The organism is Psychrobacter sp. Ps3 (genome assembly GCF_022129275.1).
Taxonomy (GTDB): domain Bacteria; phylum Pseudomonadota; class Gammaproteobacteria; order Pseudomonadales; family Moraxellaceae; genus Psychrobacter; species Psychrobacter submarinus.
The window spans coordinates 59363-75253 of record NZ_JADQAL010000004.1 but is presented as its reverse complement, the minus strand read 5'-3'; the positions used below and the strand labels follow the sequence as shown (position 1 = coordinate 75253).

14 protein-coding genes are annotated in these 15891 nt (G+C 45.2%); 3 read left to right on the top strand and 11 right to left on the bottom strand.

Annotated elements, in window-relative coordinates; translation table 11 throughout:
- Positions 1 to 207: 207 nt before the first annotated feature.
- The 8 genes from I3248_RS02375 to I3248_RS02340 all read right to left on the bottom strand — a co-directional run bounded on the left by I3248_RS02375 (position 208) and on the right by I3248_RS02340 (position 8034).
- On the bottom strand, positions 208 to 753 hold the full coding sequence (locus tag I3248_RS02375; protein WP_227682706.1) for a hypothetical protein: 546 nt from the start codon (positions 751 to 753) through the stop codon (positions 208 to 210).
- Positions 754 to 924: 171 nt separating this feature from the next.
- The gene (gene gspM / locus I3248_RS02370; RefSeq protein ID WP_238062399.1) at positions 925 to 1524 is read right to left on the bottom strand and encodes a type II secretion system protein GspM; all 600 of its coding nucleotides are present in this window, start codon (positions 1522 to 1524) and stop codon (positions 925 to 927) included.
- Positions 1525 to 1631: 107 nt separating this feature from the next.
- Positions 1632 to 2843 (bottom strand): type II secretion system protein GspL, encoded by a 1212-nt coding sequence (gene gspL, locus I3248_RS02365; RefSeq protein ID WP_238062398.1) that lies wholly within the window; start codon positions 2841 to 2843, stop codon positions 1632 to 1634.
- 91 nt (positions 2844 to 2934) lie between these two features.
- Positions 2935 to 3390 carry a phosphohistidine phosphatase SixA gene (sixA, locus tag I3248_RS02360; RefSeq protein WP_201602559.1) on the bottom strand — a complete coding sequence of 152 codons (456 nt, stop codon included), beginning with the start codon at positions 3388 to 3390 and terminating at the stop codon, positions 2935 to 2937.
- Between the two features lie 45 nt (positions 3391 to 3435).
- Positions 3436 to 4791 (bottom strand): NAD(P)H-dependent glycerol-3-phosphate dehydrogenase, encoded by a 1356-nt coding sequence (locus I3248_RS02355; RefSeq protein WP_238062397.1) that lies wholly within the window; start codon positions 4789 to 4791, stop codon positions 3436 to 3438.
- A gap of 162 nt (positions 4792 to 4953) precedes the next feature.
- A complete protein-coding gene (locus tag I3248_RS02350) occupies positions 4954 to 5643 on the bottom strand; it encodes a nitroreductase (RefSeq protein WP_238062396.1) in 690 nt (229 codons plus the stop codon).
- Between the two features lie 291 nt (positions 5644 to 5934).
- Positions 5935 to 7035, bottom strand: coding sequence for a cell division protein ZapE (gene zapE / locus I3248_RS02345; RefSeq protein WP_238062395.1), 1101 nt, complete (start codon positions 7033 to 7035; stop codon positions 5935 to 5937).
- Positions 7036 to 7374: 339 nt separating this feature from the next.
- A complete protein-coding gene (locus I3248_RS02340) occupies positions 7375 to 8034 on the bottom strand; it encodes an alpha/beta fold hydrolase (protein ID WP_238062394.1) in 660 nt (219 codons plus the stop codon).
- Between the two features lie 349 nt (positions 8035 to 8383).
- Here I3248_RS02340 and I3248_RS02335 point away from each other — a divergent pair, with 349 nt between their 5' ends.
- The 3 genes from I3248_RS02335 to xseB all read left to right on the top strand — a co-directional run bounded on the left by I3248_RS02335 (position 8384) and on the right by xseB (position 11008).
- Positions 8384 to 8713, top strand: a complete 330-nt coding sequence (locus tag I3248_RS02335; RefSeq protein ID WP_238062431.1) for a hypothetical protein — start codon at positions 8384 to 8386, stop codon at positions 8711 to 8713.
- Between the two features lie 227 nt (positions 8714 to 8940).
- Positions 8941 to 10497: an exodeoxyribonuclease VII large subunit gene (gene xseA, locus I3248_RS02330; RefSeq protein ID WP_238062393.1), complete on the top strand. Its 1557-nt coding sequence runs from the start codon at positions 8941 to 8943 to the stop codon at positions 10495 to 10497.
- Positions 10498 to 10762: 265 nt separating this feature from the next.
- Entirely contained in the window at positions 10763 to 11008 is a 246-nt protein-coding gene (xseB, locus tag I3248_RS02325; RefSeq protein WP_025644148.1) for an exodeoxyribonuclease VII small subunit, read from the top strand.
- Between the two features lie 94 nt (positions 11009 to 11102).
- Here xseB and pncB read toward each other — a convergent pair whose 3' ends face one another.
- The 3 genes from pncB to I3248_RS02310 form a co-directional block, all read right to left on the bottom strand.
- Positions 11103 to 12329, bottom strand: a complete 1227-nt coding sequence (gene pncB, locus I3248_RS02320; RefSeq protein WP_201556661.1) for a nicotinate phosphoribosyltransferase — start codon at positions 12327 to 12329, stop codon at positions 11103 to 11105.
- A gap of 512 nt (positions 12330 to 12841) precedes the next feature.
- Positions 12842 to 13729 carry an ATP-binding cassette domain-containing protein gene (locus I3248_RS02315; protein ID WP_238062430.1) on the bottom strand — a complete coding sequence of 296 codons (888 nt, stop codon included), beginning with the start codon at positions 13727 to 13729 and terminating at the stop codon, positions 12842 to 12844.
- Positions 13730 to 13807: 78 nt separating this feature from the next.
- Entirely contained in the window at positions 13808 to 15778 is a 1971-nt protein-coding gene (locus tag I3248_RS02310; RefSeq protein ID WP_238062392.1) for a glycine betaine ABC transporter substrate-binding protein, read from the bottom strand.
- Between the last annotated feature and the right edge of the window lie 113 nt (positions 15779 to 15891).

Sequence of the window (15891 nt, the reverse complement as noted above, 5' to 3'; positions counted from 1 at the left end):
GTGACAACAAACCCTGATTAAATGGTGAATAGAAAAGGCAAAACGACTGCCATAAAGCGCTGCGATTATATCAGCTTGCTATAGGCTTAGCCAAAATAACCGCAAATATTATGCTATAAATATTAGCAATTAACGACTTTATAACTAAATAGACTGAGCGTTGTTCAACATTATTTATCAGACATTAATTTTCAAACAAAACCGCCATCAAGGCACAGGCCGCTTATCGCTCAAAGCAATCCAGCCACGGGCAATTCTATATAAATGCCAAATAACCGTAAACAAGATAATTAAAATACCTAATCCGGTAAATAGCCCGGAGCCAATAGCAAGATTATTGCTTTCAGCTAGCACACTGATACCTAAGCCGCCAACGGCTACTAGCGTTATGATAAGACCGATCACAAACCAGATGATACTATACCAAAAAGTCTTGATTTGCCAATCAAAATGCGTGGCCAACCAAGTACCATCAGCATCGTGACGCTTAGCATAATTCATAGCGATAGGCACAATCCACAACAGCCCTGCCGTCAAATAGCTAATGACATAAAGCAGATAGGTAAGATGGTTATAAGTGATCAGTGAGCGCTGCTGTTTATCACTAAGCGCAGTATCTTGTCTTGAGCGTGCAAGTTCATGGGTCTGTTGGGCATGAATGCTATTTTCAAAGCGAGACTCTGATTTGTCTAAGGTTGGCCGAGATACAAAATCATCAGAGTTATCAGAATTAGGGTTAGAAGGTGAGCTCATAATAAGTATCCCTATCACACTTGACGGTAATGATGGCAAATTGCAGCGCCTGGCCATAAGATCGAGCTATCGATTTGATGATAACACTCAAATACTCAGTAGCGCTCATTTATCTAATATTGCGGTTATAAAGACGATTTTCAAGATTGAGATTGAATGCCAGTCTAATCGTTAAGAAGCAAGCGTGGCTTGTACTTGAATTTGCTTGGTGTTGATATCTTGCTGCATATTGAGCTGAGTGACCTGCCAGCCCTGCTCGCTCAGCTTACCAAGCGCGCTAGTGATAAGCGCTTGGCTTGGGTTAGTAAAGCTTAACTGCACAGTATCACCAACGGCCGCTACTTGAGCATTAGCAATACCGGCATTGGTTAACAGCGAATTGACCGCAGTGGCAGGGGCAACGACTTGGCCTTCAGTACTGGCATTGAGCGCGTTGTTGTCAATATTGCTCGCCTGCGCACGTAACCAAAAATAATCGGCTACTTGCTGCTGGTACTGCGCTTTGCTGTCTTTCGCCGCTTGATTGACACTATAGCCGCCATAACCGCCGAGAAACACTAATAAAAATAGCGATAAAACGCCTAAGGCCAACTGATCGCGTGGAGACAGTGCTTGCCAGCGTGTCGCTAATGTCGATTGGTAACGGCTTAAACACTCAGACCAAGTATTGCTAGAGGCAGGACTACTCGTCGCCGTATTTAAAGAACTTGAAGAGCTTGTACTATTACCTTTTGTACGGCTAGGTTTAGTACGGCGCTGCGGCTTATTCATCACTGAGCCTTTTTTACTTAAATTTTAAGAAGCTATAAAAACATTTAATAAGTTATAAATCGTCAAAAGCAACATACCACATGATCACATGACATTGACGAGCCGGGTTAAGAGGAAGATAACTCGCCAGCCTCAGCGCTATTATCCGCTATATTTACGGTTATCTGCCCACTGAACTCGCCTTGCTCATTACCGTTAACGCTTTGCAAGCTGGCCGCTATTCCTTGAATGACTAGCGTATTAGCAAACTCGTCAAGACTGCTGCGATTAGGCGCAATAAGCGTAAGACTAAGAGAGCTTGGCTGCATCACTAAGCTTTGCGCAGTCAGTGAAGACTGCTTAATGAGAGGTGATATACGCGCTAGGGTTGCCATATGCGCCGACTGAGCTTGACTATCTGTGCGCAGCTTGGCTTGCATCTGCGTCTGTAACAATGTCCGCGAATTTAAGCGATCTTCTGGAAACCAAGATTGAAATTGTTTGCCGATAGCGCTTTGGGTTGCCGCACTTGCTTGATTATAGCGGTACGCTTGTAAGCCATCGGTAGCCATTTGTAATACCAATGCTGATAGCGCCACCATAGCCGCCACTCGCAAATAAGGAGAGAGCTTTGTGTCTGAGGTCTTAGTAAAGAAGTTCAGAGCGTGACGATCAGGTATATCTACGGGCTCAGGCTTGGCGGCAATCTGAGTGAGTAATAGGTGCGGCGCGGAGAGCTGTGGCGATTCTATACTCGCTACAGACTCATCGATAGCACTTAGTTGGCATATCTCACTGAGATGAGGCAAGCGTTCAACCACTAAGGGCAAGTAGCTGACTGCCATGCCCTGCTGCAACGACTGCCGCAGCAAAGTAGTGTGTTTATCTTGATACAGCACTACTTGCTGACCTGCGCCTTCTTCAGGCACCGGCAACAATAAAAAATCAGGCAGCAAAGCTCCAATATTAAACCCTGCCAGTATTGCGCTTTGTTGCCATGAGTCACTATCGTCTTTTGCGAGCGCGTAGAGATGATGGTGACTGGCATAACTCTGCTGACGCACCATCAGCTGCTCGACTGGGGTAATTGACGTTTCTTCAAATAAGTACTGCTTGCCAGTATCGCCTAGCTGCTTGAGCTGATTAAGACTGAGCTCAGTATCTACTTGGAGCAAATGGCTAGATGGAAAATACAAACAAAGCCGCTTATCATTACCACTTTTATAACTAATATAATGCTCTTGCAATTGCTGCCAGTCATCGACTAGCTGCCACTGCTTAGCATCTGCTTGCCAGACGGCAAGTGAGCTATGCTGCGCTCTTAACCAAACATGTAACAATAGAGATGTCCTTTAGTAGTTAGCGGTTGAAGTTGACAGTTTATTTAAAAGTGGATAATTATTAACGTTGATCTAAGCTACCGAAGGCTATCTACGGCTGCATAGGTACAAAACGATCAACCTCTTCGGCCATTCCTGACATCACAAACTCCATCTCAAACACTCGCGCTTCAGCTAGTGAAAACGACTCAGGACTTGCGCCAGTGAGTAAGCTGGCAATATTAGCGACAATAGACATATGACAAACCACCACCAGACAGTTTGCTTCAATATGGCCAAGCTCTATCAGTGCTGCATGAGCGTCATCTGAGGGCGTGATATTATCTTGTACACTAGCTGGCACATCGGTGGCACGCGCTTGCAGTTCTGCTAGGGTCTGCTGCGCTCTATCGTACGGACTGACCACAAAATGATCAGGACGATAATGCTCTATAAGATACTCAGCCGTCTGCGCGGCTTGCTGCTGACCGTATTCGGTCAACTGCCGTGCGCTATCTGGGCGACTCTCGTTTTCAGCTTGTCCATGTCGCATCAGTATAATCTTCATAGCACTCCTTTTGCTCATCTTTATTTGCTTTATTTTTGATGAGGATTATTTATTCTTAAGGTTATTACTGTCTTTTTTATCGGTGTTGCCTTCGCTGTCGTCGGCGCTACTCGCAGCGCTCATCTGCGCGGTAAGGGCCGCATTACTATGGTCATGCGGCATCACAAACTCCACGTCACTACGAAATCCGGCTTCCATCAAGTGTAGAGCGACTCCTAGCGCTGCCTTATCTTCATAGATGACCGCATGTAGAGCATGAGTAATAGGCATATAGATACCTTGCTTACTGGCTTTTTCATGGACTTGCTGAATAGTATTGACCCCTTCAGCGGTTTGGCCTAGCTTTTTGACCGCCGCATCGATATCCATACCGCGCCCGAGCATATTACCAATTCGAAAGTTGCGGCTCAGCTCTGAGTTACAAGTGGCATAAAGATCGCCTACGCCAGACAAACCTAAGAAAGTAAGCGGATTGGCGCCTTCTTCTACGCCAAAACGGCTCATCTCAGCCAACGAGCGTGTCAACAGCATGGCCTTAGTGTTTTCACCGACATCGTAGGCAGCAGCCATGCCCATAGCGATAGCATAGATGTTCTTAAGCGCGCCGCCAAGCTCGACACCGCGAATATCATCACTAGCAAACACTCGGAAAAAAGCACTATGTAGCGCCGCTTGTACGGCGTGGCGTAGCGGCTCTGACTCACTGGCGATGACCGTAGCTGACGGCATGTTTTTCATGATTTCAACCGCCAAGTTTGGCCCTGACATCACCCCAAAGTTCACCTCCGGCAGCTCATCTTTAATGATATCGCTCATCATGGCAAACGTGTCTTTTTCCATACCTTTTGTGAGCGAAACAATCGATTGACCACTGATAAATGGTTTGATGTTTTTGAGAGTCTCACGAAAGGCTGAGCTAGGTACGGCTAAAAAGATAATATCTTTGTCTTTTACCGCAGCTTCTAAGTCGTAGCTGTACTTTAAGCGATTATCGAGCTTGTACCCTGGCAGATACTTCTTATTCATCTGCGTTTTTGCCATAGACTTGACGGTGCGCTTATTGCGTACCCAAATGGTAGTATCACAGCCATTTCGCGCGGCTAGGTTAGCCATTGCTGTACCGAAACTACCGCCGCCAAGCACTGTTAGACGTATCTTTTCTGGGCTCTTATGTATTTGATCCATTTGTTTGGCTACCGCCGCCTCAACTTTATTAGGGTTCAATTTTTTGCGACCAAAGCCTGATTTGGTGGCTCGATCAAGAATACTGGCTATCAAGCCAGTCGGTTTGTTCTCATTGCTATTGTTATTATTTTCGCTATTATTACTCTTGTCGCGACCTACAGTGTCAGCGTTATTAGCATTTTGATTTTGCTTATCTTCATCTGAGGAGCTTGTCATATACTTATATCCATATTGTCAGTGCTTAAAGGATGAACCAAGTAGCTATTAGCTATTACGCCCTTTATACTTATTGAAAAAGTTTCAACCAAAAAAGCTTTAGTAAAAACCTTTTAACGCAAATATAGGTCAGCCATTATTACTCTTAACCGCAATAAATCTTTAAGACTCAAAACGCAGCAGCGGCTCTATATCCATAGGTTTTCTGCCAGGTTTGGGTTTTGGGCTCGTACCAGTATAAATAAAGGCGACAACATAGTCATCAGCCGCGACATCAAAATAATCTTTTACCGCAGGCTCATTGCACAGCAGACCTGTGCGCCATACGCTGCTAAAACCTTGCGCCATTAACGCTAATAGTAGATTTTGCACGGCTGACCCGGCACTAAGCATCTGCTCAAACGGCGGGACTTTCTTGTGCTCTTGCATCTTAGTGACGACTGTAATAATCACTGGCGCGCGCATTGGCAGATTGGCAGTTTTTTTACGGGTCTTATCCGATAGTGTCTCACCTGCTCTCGCCGCTTGCGCTTCTGCCGCCTCAAGTAATGCTTGCCCCAGCTGTTGACGCGCTTCGCCTTCGCTGATAATAAAACGCCAAGGTCGTAGTTTTTTGTGGTCGGGCGCAGTCACCGCGCAGTCAATCGCCGCTCTGATTTGCTCGTGAGTCGGTGCCGGCTCTTGTAGATTGCCAATAGTGCGCCTAGACTTAATCCACTCAATGAGCTGCTTATCTTCTATATCACTTTCATTGCTACTATCAAGGCGGTCACTCTCATGATTAGAAGTTTCTTTGGTTGTTACGCTTAATTCATCTTCCTCGGTGATTAAACGCTCTCTTGGCGTACTCATTTGTCATCCTTTTATCATCGTCGGCTATTATCATTATTATTGCTATCAGTAGCTCTATTATCGTTATCATTTTATTAAGAAGCTACACTGTTATTATTTGGCTTATCAATTAAGCTTGTATAGTCAATCAATATTAAAAGTGGTACAAGGCAGACGAGTGCAAGTACTACAGTAGTAGGCTAAACGAGTCTAACGCTGTAACACTTTAATAGTGGTTCGACTATAAGATACTCAATGTAGTACTTAATACAATACTTCGTAAGTTACTTCATAAGGTAATTAACAAAAGGCTTATGCGGCGTCATCGAGTCGATGCGGCATCTTTAGATAGTCCTCTGATTGCATCTCAAGCAAGCGTGAACGAGTACGCTCAATCTCAAAGGCCAGCTTCTCACCTTGGTAAAGATCAAGAATAGACTGCTCAGCACGTACTAACAGCTTAACCCTACGATCATAGAACTCATCGACTAAGTAAATAAAGCGGCGAGTTGGATCTCGCAGATCGTCGTCTAACGCTGGTACGGCATTGATCAAGACCGTGCTAAATCGATTGGCAATCTCAATAAAGTCAGCAGCGGAGCGCGGCTGCATACACAAATGGCGAAAGTCACAAAACAAGATGTCTTCGGTACGGGCATTGATCTTAATCTCGCGGCCATTAACCGTGATAGGCTCGCTACTGATTTTGAGATTGTTCGATAAACTCGCAAAGCGGTTGGCAAGCCAGTTATGGTTCTCACGCGTCATAGGCGATTTGTATAGCTCTGCCTGCTGCAAGACACGCAAGCGATAATCGATACCAGAGTCGATATTCATCACCGTAGTATGTGTCTCAACCTCTTTGATAGCCGGCATAAAACGGTCTCGATGCAGACCATCTTTGTACAGACCTGCCGGCTCGATGTTTGAGGTAGCAACCAAAGTCACCCCGCGATTAAACAGCATGGTAAATAAGTCGCCTAATATCATCGCATCAGAGACGTTAGAGACAAAAAACTCATCAAAGCAAATAACTACTGCTTCGTTATGGATAATATCAGCAACCTTTTCTAGCGGATCGCTTTGACCTTGTAGTTGGTTGAGCTCTTTGTGCACTCGCTGCATAAAGTGATGAAAATGCTGACGCATCTTACGCTCTATAGTCAGCGAATCATAAAACATATCCATCATCCAGGTCTTGCCGCGGCCAACGCCGCCCCACATATACAAGCCCTTTGGCGCGGTAGGTTTAGATTTAAAAAATCCAAAAATGCCTTTTTTTTCTTCGACCGTATTATTAAGCTTATGATAAAGATCATCAAGATAGCTCATGGCTATATACTGTTGTTCATCTCGGGTAAAGTCTTCAGAGCTGATGGCTTGCTCGTAGCGCTGTAATGGAGATAATCTCATAATACGACTCATATTTAACAAAATAAAAAAAGTGTTTTGGCCGTCTACTCTTATTCGCTTATGTCTTTTGCACTGAGACAATAAGAATAGATTCATCAGAATAAATGGTGTCAAAGCAGTGGCGCTTGCTATACCAGCTTTATTCTCTAGGCCAACACGGCTCGATGTTTACGACTATAATGCAGCTTATGTAAAGCGATAATTATTGTTTTAGCTATACGGATACTATAACGTGCTCTAATGCTACTATGCTATAGCTATTCTATGATAACTACTATGTAGCACTTTTACTCTATAACTTGTACTCTATAAATAAAATCTGCACTTTTAGGCTCTCAGTTAGCTATCAGAAGCGAAACTGTGCTGCTCTAATAGCTTTTTTAACTCCGTTAAACGCCCATGGAAAAAATGCCCCGCACCTTCGACTACGCTGACCTCAATCCCTAAACGCTCAGCAAAAGCTTGCATATTGTCAGGTGAGATGACCTCATCGGCATCTCCATAGATCTCAAACGTCTTCTCAATCGGCAAAGCAATATGCTCGCTATCGTTTTTTTCGATTGAAGGCGAGATGAGCGCGACATTGGCAATCTCAAAGTCGCTCAATCCCCAAACATGCGGCGACACTAAGACTTGCTCAGCGGTACGAGCCGTCACATAGCCGCCAAAAGAGAAGCCGCCTAGCCACAGTTTGCGAGCATCGCTCTGCCCGGCAATCCATTGTAACACGGTCATAGCATCGACCACCTCACCTTCCGCGTAGTCATGCTCTCCTGTCGACTGCCCTACCCCGCGAAAGTTAAAACGTACCACGTGCATACCGTTGTCGCGGGCAAAACGGTACATAGTCGTGACCACTTTATTATTCATCGTGCCCTCAAATAACGGGTTCGGATGACACAGTAGCGCCACAGTATCGGTATTAGGATCACAAGGATTGTCTTGTTGCCAAAGCGCATCAACTTCTAACACGCCAGCAGGAGCAGGAATTAAAGGCATAATAATAACGACCGATTAAAAGAGTGAGGTCAATTATGCTAGAAATCTGCTATATTTCAAGTGATTTGCTGTTTTAGTCTTATTAAAAGCAAACAGTCTCGTTAAAAATTTAAAAAAGCGCAACACTACAAACACGACATCTATAGACGTGACGTAAAGAGTAGTAGTAAGCTAATCTTGTAAAGATGACTAAGCATCCTAAGCAACCTAAGCAACCTAGTCATTTCATCTTGCTAATCTTGACTCAGTTGTAGTAAAGGAGCATTTTATGAACAACCTTTATAATCAATTCAATGATCAGTCCAACAATCTCGGCTCTACTAGAAAAACGGCGCTTCTAGCGTCAACGATGATCGTAGCACTAGCGCTGAGCGCTTGTCAGAGTACGCCTTCCTCCCCTGTTATTCAGCGTACTGACTCCACTTATGAAACCACAGGCCTTGGCGCAACCAAGATACAAGCTCAGCAAAATGCCATTGCTACTGCTGATAAAACGTGTCACGGTAAAAAAGTCATCGTCGTCAAAGACACCGTTAGATATAATGGGATTTTGAATGAGCGTACTGGACGCATGGTCGGGCAAGCTGGCGCGATGGTAGGTGCTATACTAGGGACTGGCTCGCCTGAGCTATCACGCGACGATGATTATGAATATATGATTAGTTTTCGCTGTCAGTAAAGACGCAGGCCTAACGAGCATTTGATCTTTTTTTGACATACCTAAGCCCTCTCTTGCAAGCTTGGATCTTTTGATCAACTTGGCTTCGCTTAGCGTTAGATTTTGAGGTAAAGTAGAAGGCTCTAATATCGTGGCAAAACCAGTTTGGCTGTTTGCTATTGTTTCAATTTAACATGGTTTAGCTTACCATTACCTCTTCATTTTTATTCCCTATTCGGTCTGATTTTATGCGCAAACCTAACCTTAATTCTGTTAAATCATCCAATGCTAAAACTTTAGCGCCTGCCAAAGATTTAGCGACTTTGGAAGCAGAATTGGCCGAGGTCGAGAGTAGTTTAGAAAACAATCTTGAAGATACCGTGCTACGACTTAGTGATTATTTAAGCGCGGTTGAGATGGTGGTTAAACAAACCTTTGCCCACCGAGTTTGGGTTAAAGCTGAAATTCGCAACCTCTCGAGCAAAGGCGGCCATTATTACTTTGAATTGGCCGAAAAGGACGATGACGGCAAAGTCGTTGCCAGCTGCCGAGGCAACCTTTGGCGCTTTAAAGCGGCGCGCGTACTCGCTAAGTTTGAACGCGCGACGGGTATGGCGCTCAGCCGTGATCTGACTGTCCTACTTAAAGTATCAGCGAACTTTCATCCTCAGTATGGCTTTTCCTTGACGATTGAAGATATTGATCCGAGCTATACCCTAGGAGATTTGGCACGGCAATACGCGCAGATGGTCGATCGCTTGAGCGGTGAAGGCCTGATGCACCTCAATCAGCAGCTAGAGTCCCCTTTTGATATAGAGCACGTGATTGTCATTGCCCCAGAAAAAGCCGCCGGATTAGGCGATTTTCAAGCGGACGCCGATCGTCTTGCTAATACGGGCGCTTGTCAATTTCATTATCATCACGCTACCTTTCAGGGCAATCATGCGCCCGCCGAGATTCGTCAAGCGATCGTCAGTGCTCAGCAGCGCTTTTTTGATAGTTATCAGCGTCTGCCTGATCTACTGGTGATCATTCGCGGCGGCGGCGCGGTTGGCGACTTAGCTTACCTCAATGACTACGAACTTGCCGCCTTGGTCGCTGAGCAGCCAGTGCCAGTTTGGGTCGGTATCGGCCATGAGCGCGACAAAGTCATCCTTGATGAAGTAGCGCATAGCAGCTTTGATACGCCATCTAAAGTGATAGCGGCGATTATCGCTCACTTAGCTCGCCTAATAGCGCAAGCTTTGAACTATCAAGCACAAATCAAGCAAGCAGCGCAGCGGCAGCTCAAAGTCGCTCAGCAGCAAAGTATCAGACAACTCAGCCAACTGCAATCACAAACTATCGGACAACTCACCGCGCTAAAAAAAGACAGCAACTACGCTTGGCAAAGTATTCAGCAAAGCGCGCAGCGACAAGTCAAACAAGCGGCTAGAGTGACTAGCGACTGGCAAGCTCAAATCAAGCAAGGCGCGTATCAGCAAATAACAGCGGCTAGTATTGCCGCAAAAAATCACCAAAAAATAATAATGCATAGTAGCGAGCAGCAGCTAGCGCAAGCTCAGCGCGATAGTGAACATCTACGTGATATCGTCCTACTGCATCGGCCTACGCGAGTGCTAAAACAAGGCTATAGCATGCTAATGGACAATAAAGGTCAGCAGGTATTGACTAGTAGCAGCCAGCTTTATGCTGATCAAACCATCAACATTATGCTAAAAGATGGGCAAGCGACCGCGCAGATCTTAAATGTCAAAAGCTTAGAAGCTAATAGCCCCACTCATGACAATCATAATGTTCTGTAATTGCTTTAATTCAAAAACAATGATGTTTTTTGTAGGCTGGCGCTTTAGCCCAGCATTTTGCTTTTGCAAGATACAGAAGCTGGGCTAAAGCGCTAGCCTACGATGTATCTTTTTATTAAATTTAAAGTTTTTAATCTTTAAGTTTTTATGAATTAAGCTATGTAGGGCGCGCGAGGCGCACCATTAAATATGTTAAACCTGCAAGAATATTCGTAAATTAAACTTTAAAAACAACTCTTAAAGTCATATCAACAAAGGAAACCCTATGGCCACTTCGACTCGTAGACGTAAAAAAGCCGCCCCAAAAACCTTTAAGGCGGCCTATGATATTCTAAAAACTAATGCTGCAGAATTACAACAGCAAGACGAGCCAGATATCGACAACCTAATGACGACGGTTGAAGAGTCTATCGCCGCTTATCGCGTCTGCGAAGAGCGTATCAATGCCGTGCAGCAAGCGTTAGATGCTGCTTTTGCTGAGGAAGTCGTCGTCACTGATGAAGATGACTGATTAGACTTATCCACTCCTCTTTGACATTACAACATAAGAATTTGCTGGGTTAAAAACCCAGCCTACATAAATAATATAAAGCTAAACTATTACGCTACTCCGGGTCATCAACCTCAAACACTTGCCGTAAATACGCCAGATACGTGTCATTGTTGATCATGGTTTTGCCAGGGCTATCTGATATTTTCGCTACCGGCTGACCATTACACTCTACTAGTTTGAGTACAATATTGAGCTGCGTCAGACCCATGTCATTAGTGAGATTCGTGCCAATACCAAAGCTGGTTTTGATCCGATCCTTAAAGTACTGATGCAGCTCCCAGGCTTTTTCTAGGTTTAAGCCATCACTGAAGGTAATAATCTTGGTTTTTGGATCTATTTTTAGTTTTTTATAATGAGCGATGGCTTTATCACCCCAAATATAAGGATCGCCGCTATCGTGACGCAGGCCATCGAAGAGCTTGGCAAAGTACAAGTCAAAATCGCGTAAGAACGCATCCATGCCTACCACATCAGTCAAAGCGATACCCAAATCGCCACGATATTCATGCACCCAAGCTTCTAATGCCGCCTTTTGCGAGTTACGCAAACGCACGTCTAAGGCCTGAAACGCTTGCATAAACTCATGCGCCATCGTACCTATTGGCGTCATCTCCAGTGTCTTGGCTAACAGTACATTGGACGTGCCGCTGATAATATTGGGCTCAGCCTGATGCAAGGTCTTGACCACGTGCGCCTGCCAGCGTTTACTAAAGCGCCGGCGCGTACCAAAATCCGCAACGATAAAGGGCGGCGTATCACTCTCATTATTGACTTGCTGCTCGGCATACTGATGCAGCAAAGCCACTTTAGCATCTAAACGGCGCTGTCCCTCGGCGATCACTTGCGGATTGGACAACGCATTAAAATATAGCTCATTGACAATAGCCAGTACAAATACCTCAAAAAACATTGCTTGAATCATTGGCCCTTCGATATCGATGAATAAGCGCCCTTTGCTATCAGTACTGACGGTGATAAAACGACGCTTGAGCTGAAATAGCTCTAGATAATCGACAAAGTCTGAGCGCATAAAGCGTAAGGTTCGTAAGTACTCTAATTCGTCAGGCAAAAACCGCAGTTCACAAAGACTATCTAGCTGCTGCTCTAATGATTCTTTGATGGTCGCTAGCGGATAAGCAGCATCATTATTATTGCGGCAGCGAAAACGATACACCCCATGCGTCTGCGGAAACTGATGCAGCATTGCTTGTAGCATAGTGAACTTATAGAGATCATTGTCTAACAAAGAGGTGATAATTGGGGTATGAGTAACAGCCATACGGTAACCTTAGCGTGTGGATTTTATAATAAAGAGTTTTCTAGCAAACAATAGCAGTAAACAAAACAGGGCTTAAGTATAACGCCATTATCTAGCATTTGCTTATCTGCCGCTTAATAACCTCAAAACCGTTAGCATACAGTCATGACTGGAGCAACTTCATTAACGGCGCGTACCCTAATTGCGGCTTGACACTGATAGGGATAAAAAATGATCAAAATACAAACCAATCATTGAAAAGCTAGAGACGACTTGAAAAGGACTTTGGATAAGATATCGTAGATAAAACGAGTTTTGGTTGAATTTTTTTGCTTTGGTTTACTTTGGGTGGCTTATTTTAGCCTCATATTACGAGCATTAAGAGGCTAAAACAATGATCTAATGTTAATACGACTATCTAGGCATTAAGATTGTGTTAACCAGAGAAGAGGCTCACTTTAAAATATAGCGTGTAAAACCCGCCTTTAAGCAGGCAGGTTCTTTCGCGGTAACAATCTTTATTTATTATTGCTTTAGTGCTTCGCACTCATAAACTGCGCAACATAGTCATCGGCAGGATTGTCTCGCAGCTCATTTGGTGTGCCGGTTTGTACTAAGCGCCCGCCGTTTAAGATGCTAATGCGCTGCCCGACTTTGACCGCCTCATCGATATCATGAGTGATAAAGACGATGGTCTTATGCAGCCGAGCCTGTAGCTCTAATAGCTGATCTTGCAATTGACCACGGATGAGCGGATCGAGTGCGGAGAAGGCTTCATCCATCAGCAGTATCGGGTTATCTGTGGCTAAAGCGCGCGCCAGCCCTACCCGCTGCTGCATACCGCCCGATAATTCATCCGGGTAGCTGTGCTCCAGATTCGGCAAGCCGACCTCAGCTAACCAATGACGAGCAATCTCATGACGCTCGCTGACACTCATTTTGCGTACGCGCAGTCCGTAAGCGACGTTTTGTAGCACAGTCATATGCGGCATCAGACCAAAATGCTGAAACACCATGCTGACCGTATGCTGACGATACTGCTGCAAACCTTTATCATCCAGATCTAAGATATTTATGGCTGAATGGCTCGTATGTGTATCGGCAGCCGCGGGCTTACCAATGTTAGCAGCTCTATCATTTCGCATGTCGGTATTGACCCAAATCTTACCAGTAGTCGGATCGATCAAACGATTTAGATGGCGTATCAGCGTTGATTTACCTGAACCCGACAAACCCATAATACAGTGTAGCTCGCCGGCTTTTATCGCTAAGTTGACATCGTATAGCCCGACCGAATAACCGGTTTGTGCTTTCACACGCGTACTGTCCATTCCGTCAGCCAATAAGTCTAAGGCAGACTGTGCTTGCTTTGGGCTTGCATTATATATCTTACTGATATTTTCTAACTTAATATGATCCATCATGTTTCTCAATAGTTATTAATTATGCCCGTGTTTGCTATTTAGTCGTTGCTCATAAGGGCGAATAAAAAGGTCAGCTTAACCTATCGTTGGGCGGCGACCTTCTTCGATGGTCTTTTGCCGCGCGCGCTTACCTTGACCAAAAGCTTGGCTGATACGGTCAATAATAATCGCTACAATGACAATCGCCGTACCTGCCTGCAAACCTTGACCGATATTGAGCGTTTGAATAGATTGCAGCACATCTTCGCCCAGTCCTGGCGCGCCAATCATTGAAGCTAGTACTACCATCGCAAGCGACATCATTACCGCCTGATTAATCCCTGCCATAATACTCGGCAGCGCTTGCGGCAGTTTAATCCAGATCAGTAGCTGCCAGTGTGTACTACCAAATGAGCGGCCCGCTTCGATCATTTCATGATTGACCTGAGTAATACCTAACGTTGTCAAACGTATCAAAGGTGGCAGCGCATATATTATGGTGGCAAATAACGCCGGCACTTTACCGATACCAAACAGCATCAGCACTGGAATCAGATAAACGAAGCTTGGCATGGTCTGCATAACATCGAGAATGGGGGTCACGATTTTGCGTAATAAGGCACTCCCTGACATCGCAATCCCGATGGGAATACCGATGACGACCGTGATGAGCACCGAGACAATCAGTAGCGCCAAGGTATCAATCAAAGCGCCCCACAGCCCAAATGCGCCAATCAAAAACAGCCCTGCGCCGCAAGCGACAGCGAACCATATTTTGCGCACCCCAAACCAAGCCAATACCGTCACTAAAGCGATAATCAGCCAAGGGGGAATGACGGTTAACAAGCGCTCAATAGGCAATAATAAATAAGTCAAGGTTACGCTGCTAATACCACGAAACACCTCTCCGTAATCTCTTACTACCGTTGCTAGCGCCTTATTCAGCGGGGTCTCAAGCGACCATTCTGGGAAGCTTGACGATAGCCCTAGTAAATTACCTGTTGCCGTTTCATCATTTAGCGGCGAGTCAATACGAGTATCCCCAGCAGTCGTACCTGTCAAACGAATATCTAGATCAGTCGCCAATGCCGTGGCAGCCTCTGCAGAGAGCCAGTTTTGCCAAATGTCAGGGTTTTGTTGCAAAAACAGCAGGGCCTGCTCATCACCGCTACGCTTATTCTCGCTCATCTCCAATATCGCGCCATTGAGCTGGTCTGGAGTGAACTGTACTTTTTTGAAGGCTTGGCTGAGCTCTGGATTGCTATCGAGAAATGGCGTCGATACCGCAATCGCTAAAGGTGACACAGGAAACCCAGTCACACAGTCGGAGGTACCATTGGCTAATAATAGATCATCCCAGCAGCTCTTATCATGTTCAGGGAACTTGAGCGCTGCAAAGTCGTATTTCGCCATCAGTCCTGTCGGCTGCCAATAATAAAACAACAACGGCTTACGCTGCTCAAAGGCGGAGGAGATCTCAGCGTCGAGCGCCGCTCCTGTTCCGGGGCTTGTGATATTAAAGATACGATCTAAGCCGGTGTTTTTGAGTAGACGCACATTGAATATCTCACAAGTCCAGCCTGCAGGACAGTTCATAAAACGAGCTTCATCAGGGCTTTCAGGATCAGTAAATAGCTCAGCGTACTCTGGCAAGTCTTGATAATGACGTAGACCAGGATTATCGTCCATTACGTATTGCGGCACATACCAGCCTTGCGTCGCACCGCCTTTTAGCGTATCGCCAATGATCGTCACTTTATCGTCTTCAATAGCTTGCTCTAAGATGGGTGAGCGTCCTATCCACTGCTCGCCGATGACTTGTATGTCATCTTGCAATAGCGCGTTCTCAAGCGCTGGCCCCGCTCCTGGTACTTCTTCAACGACGCAGCCGTAGCCGCTCTCAGTAATGTACTTGAGGACGCCTGTAGTGAACTGCCCGCTCTCCCAAGTAAGCGCGCCAAAATTAATGGGGGTCTCACAAGACGATGTGGAAGCTGCAGCCGAGGCAGATAAAGGCAGTAATAGTGAGCTTAATAGGAGTAAGCTAAAAACAATCCATTGGCGCATAATAAATCCTATATATGGTTTTAGCGATGACTACTTATGGTCAAAGCGAGCTTTTATGACTATTGGTCTTTATAAATATTAGCTTGTATAGCCTTTCGCTGGTAGCCATGATA

What these genes read in the sequence shown, in the direction of transcription:
- xseA (WP_238062393.1), top strand. Translation starts at nt 8,941, where the DNA reads ATGCGCAAACCTAACCTTAATTCTGTTAAATCATCCAATGCTAAAACT.
- pncB (WP_201556661.1), bottom strand. Translation starts at nt 12,329, where the DNA reads ATGGCTGTTACTCATACCCCAATTATCACCTCTTTGTTAGACAATGAT.
- I3248_RS02350 (WP_238062396.1), bottom strand. Translation starts at nt 5,643, where the DNA reads ATGAGTACGCCAAGAGAGCGTTTAATCACCGAGGAAGATGAATTAAGC.
- sixA (WP_201602559.1), bottom strand. Translation starts at nt 3,390, where the DNA reads ATGAAGATTATACTGATGCGACATGGACAAGCTGAAAACGAGAGTCGC.
- I3248_RS02315 (WP_238062430.1), bottom strand. Translation starts at nt 13,729, where the DNA reads ATGGATCATATTAAGTTAGAAAATATCAGTAAGATATATAATGCAAGC.
- I3248_RS02335 (WP_238062431.1), top strand. Translation starts at nt 8,384, where the DNA reads ATGATCGTAGCACTAGCGCTGAGCGCTTGTCAGAGTACGCCTTCCTCC.
- gspM (WP_238062399.1), bottom strand. Translation starts at nt 1,524, where the DNA reads ATGAATAAGCCGCAGCGCCGTACTAAACCTAGCCGTACAAAAGGTAAT.
- xseB (WP_025644148.1), top strand. Translation starts at nt 10,763, where the DNA reads ATGGCCACTTCGACTCGTAGACGTAAAAAAGCCGCCCCAAAAACCTTT.
- I3248_RS02355 (WP_238062397.1), bottom strand. Translation starts at nt 4,791, where the DNA reads ATGACAAGCTCCTCAGATGAAGATAAGCAAAATCAAAATGCTAATAAC.
- I3248_RS02310 (WP_238062392.1), bottom strand. Translation starts at nt 15,778, where the DNA reads ATGCGCCAATGGATTGTTTTTAGCTTACTCCTATTAAGCTCACTATTA.
- zapE (WP_238062395.1), bottom strand. Translation starts at nt 7,035, where the DNA reads ATGAGATTATCTCCATTACAGCGCTACGAGCAAGCCATCAGCTCTGAA.
- I3248_RS02340 (WP_238062394.1), bottom strand. Translation starts at nt 8,034, where the DNA reads ATGCCTTTAATTCCTGCTCCTGCTGGCGTGTTAGAAGTTGATGCGCTT.
- I3248_RS02375 (WP_227682706.1), bottom strand. Translation starts at nt 753, where the DNA reads ATGAGCTCACCTTCTAACCCTAATTCTGATAACTCTGATGATTTTGTA.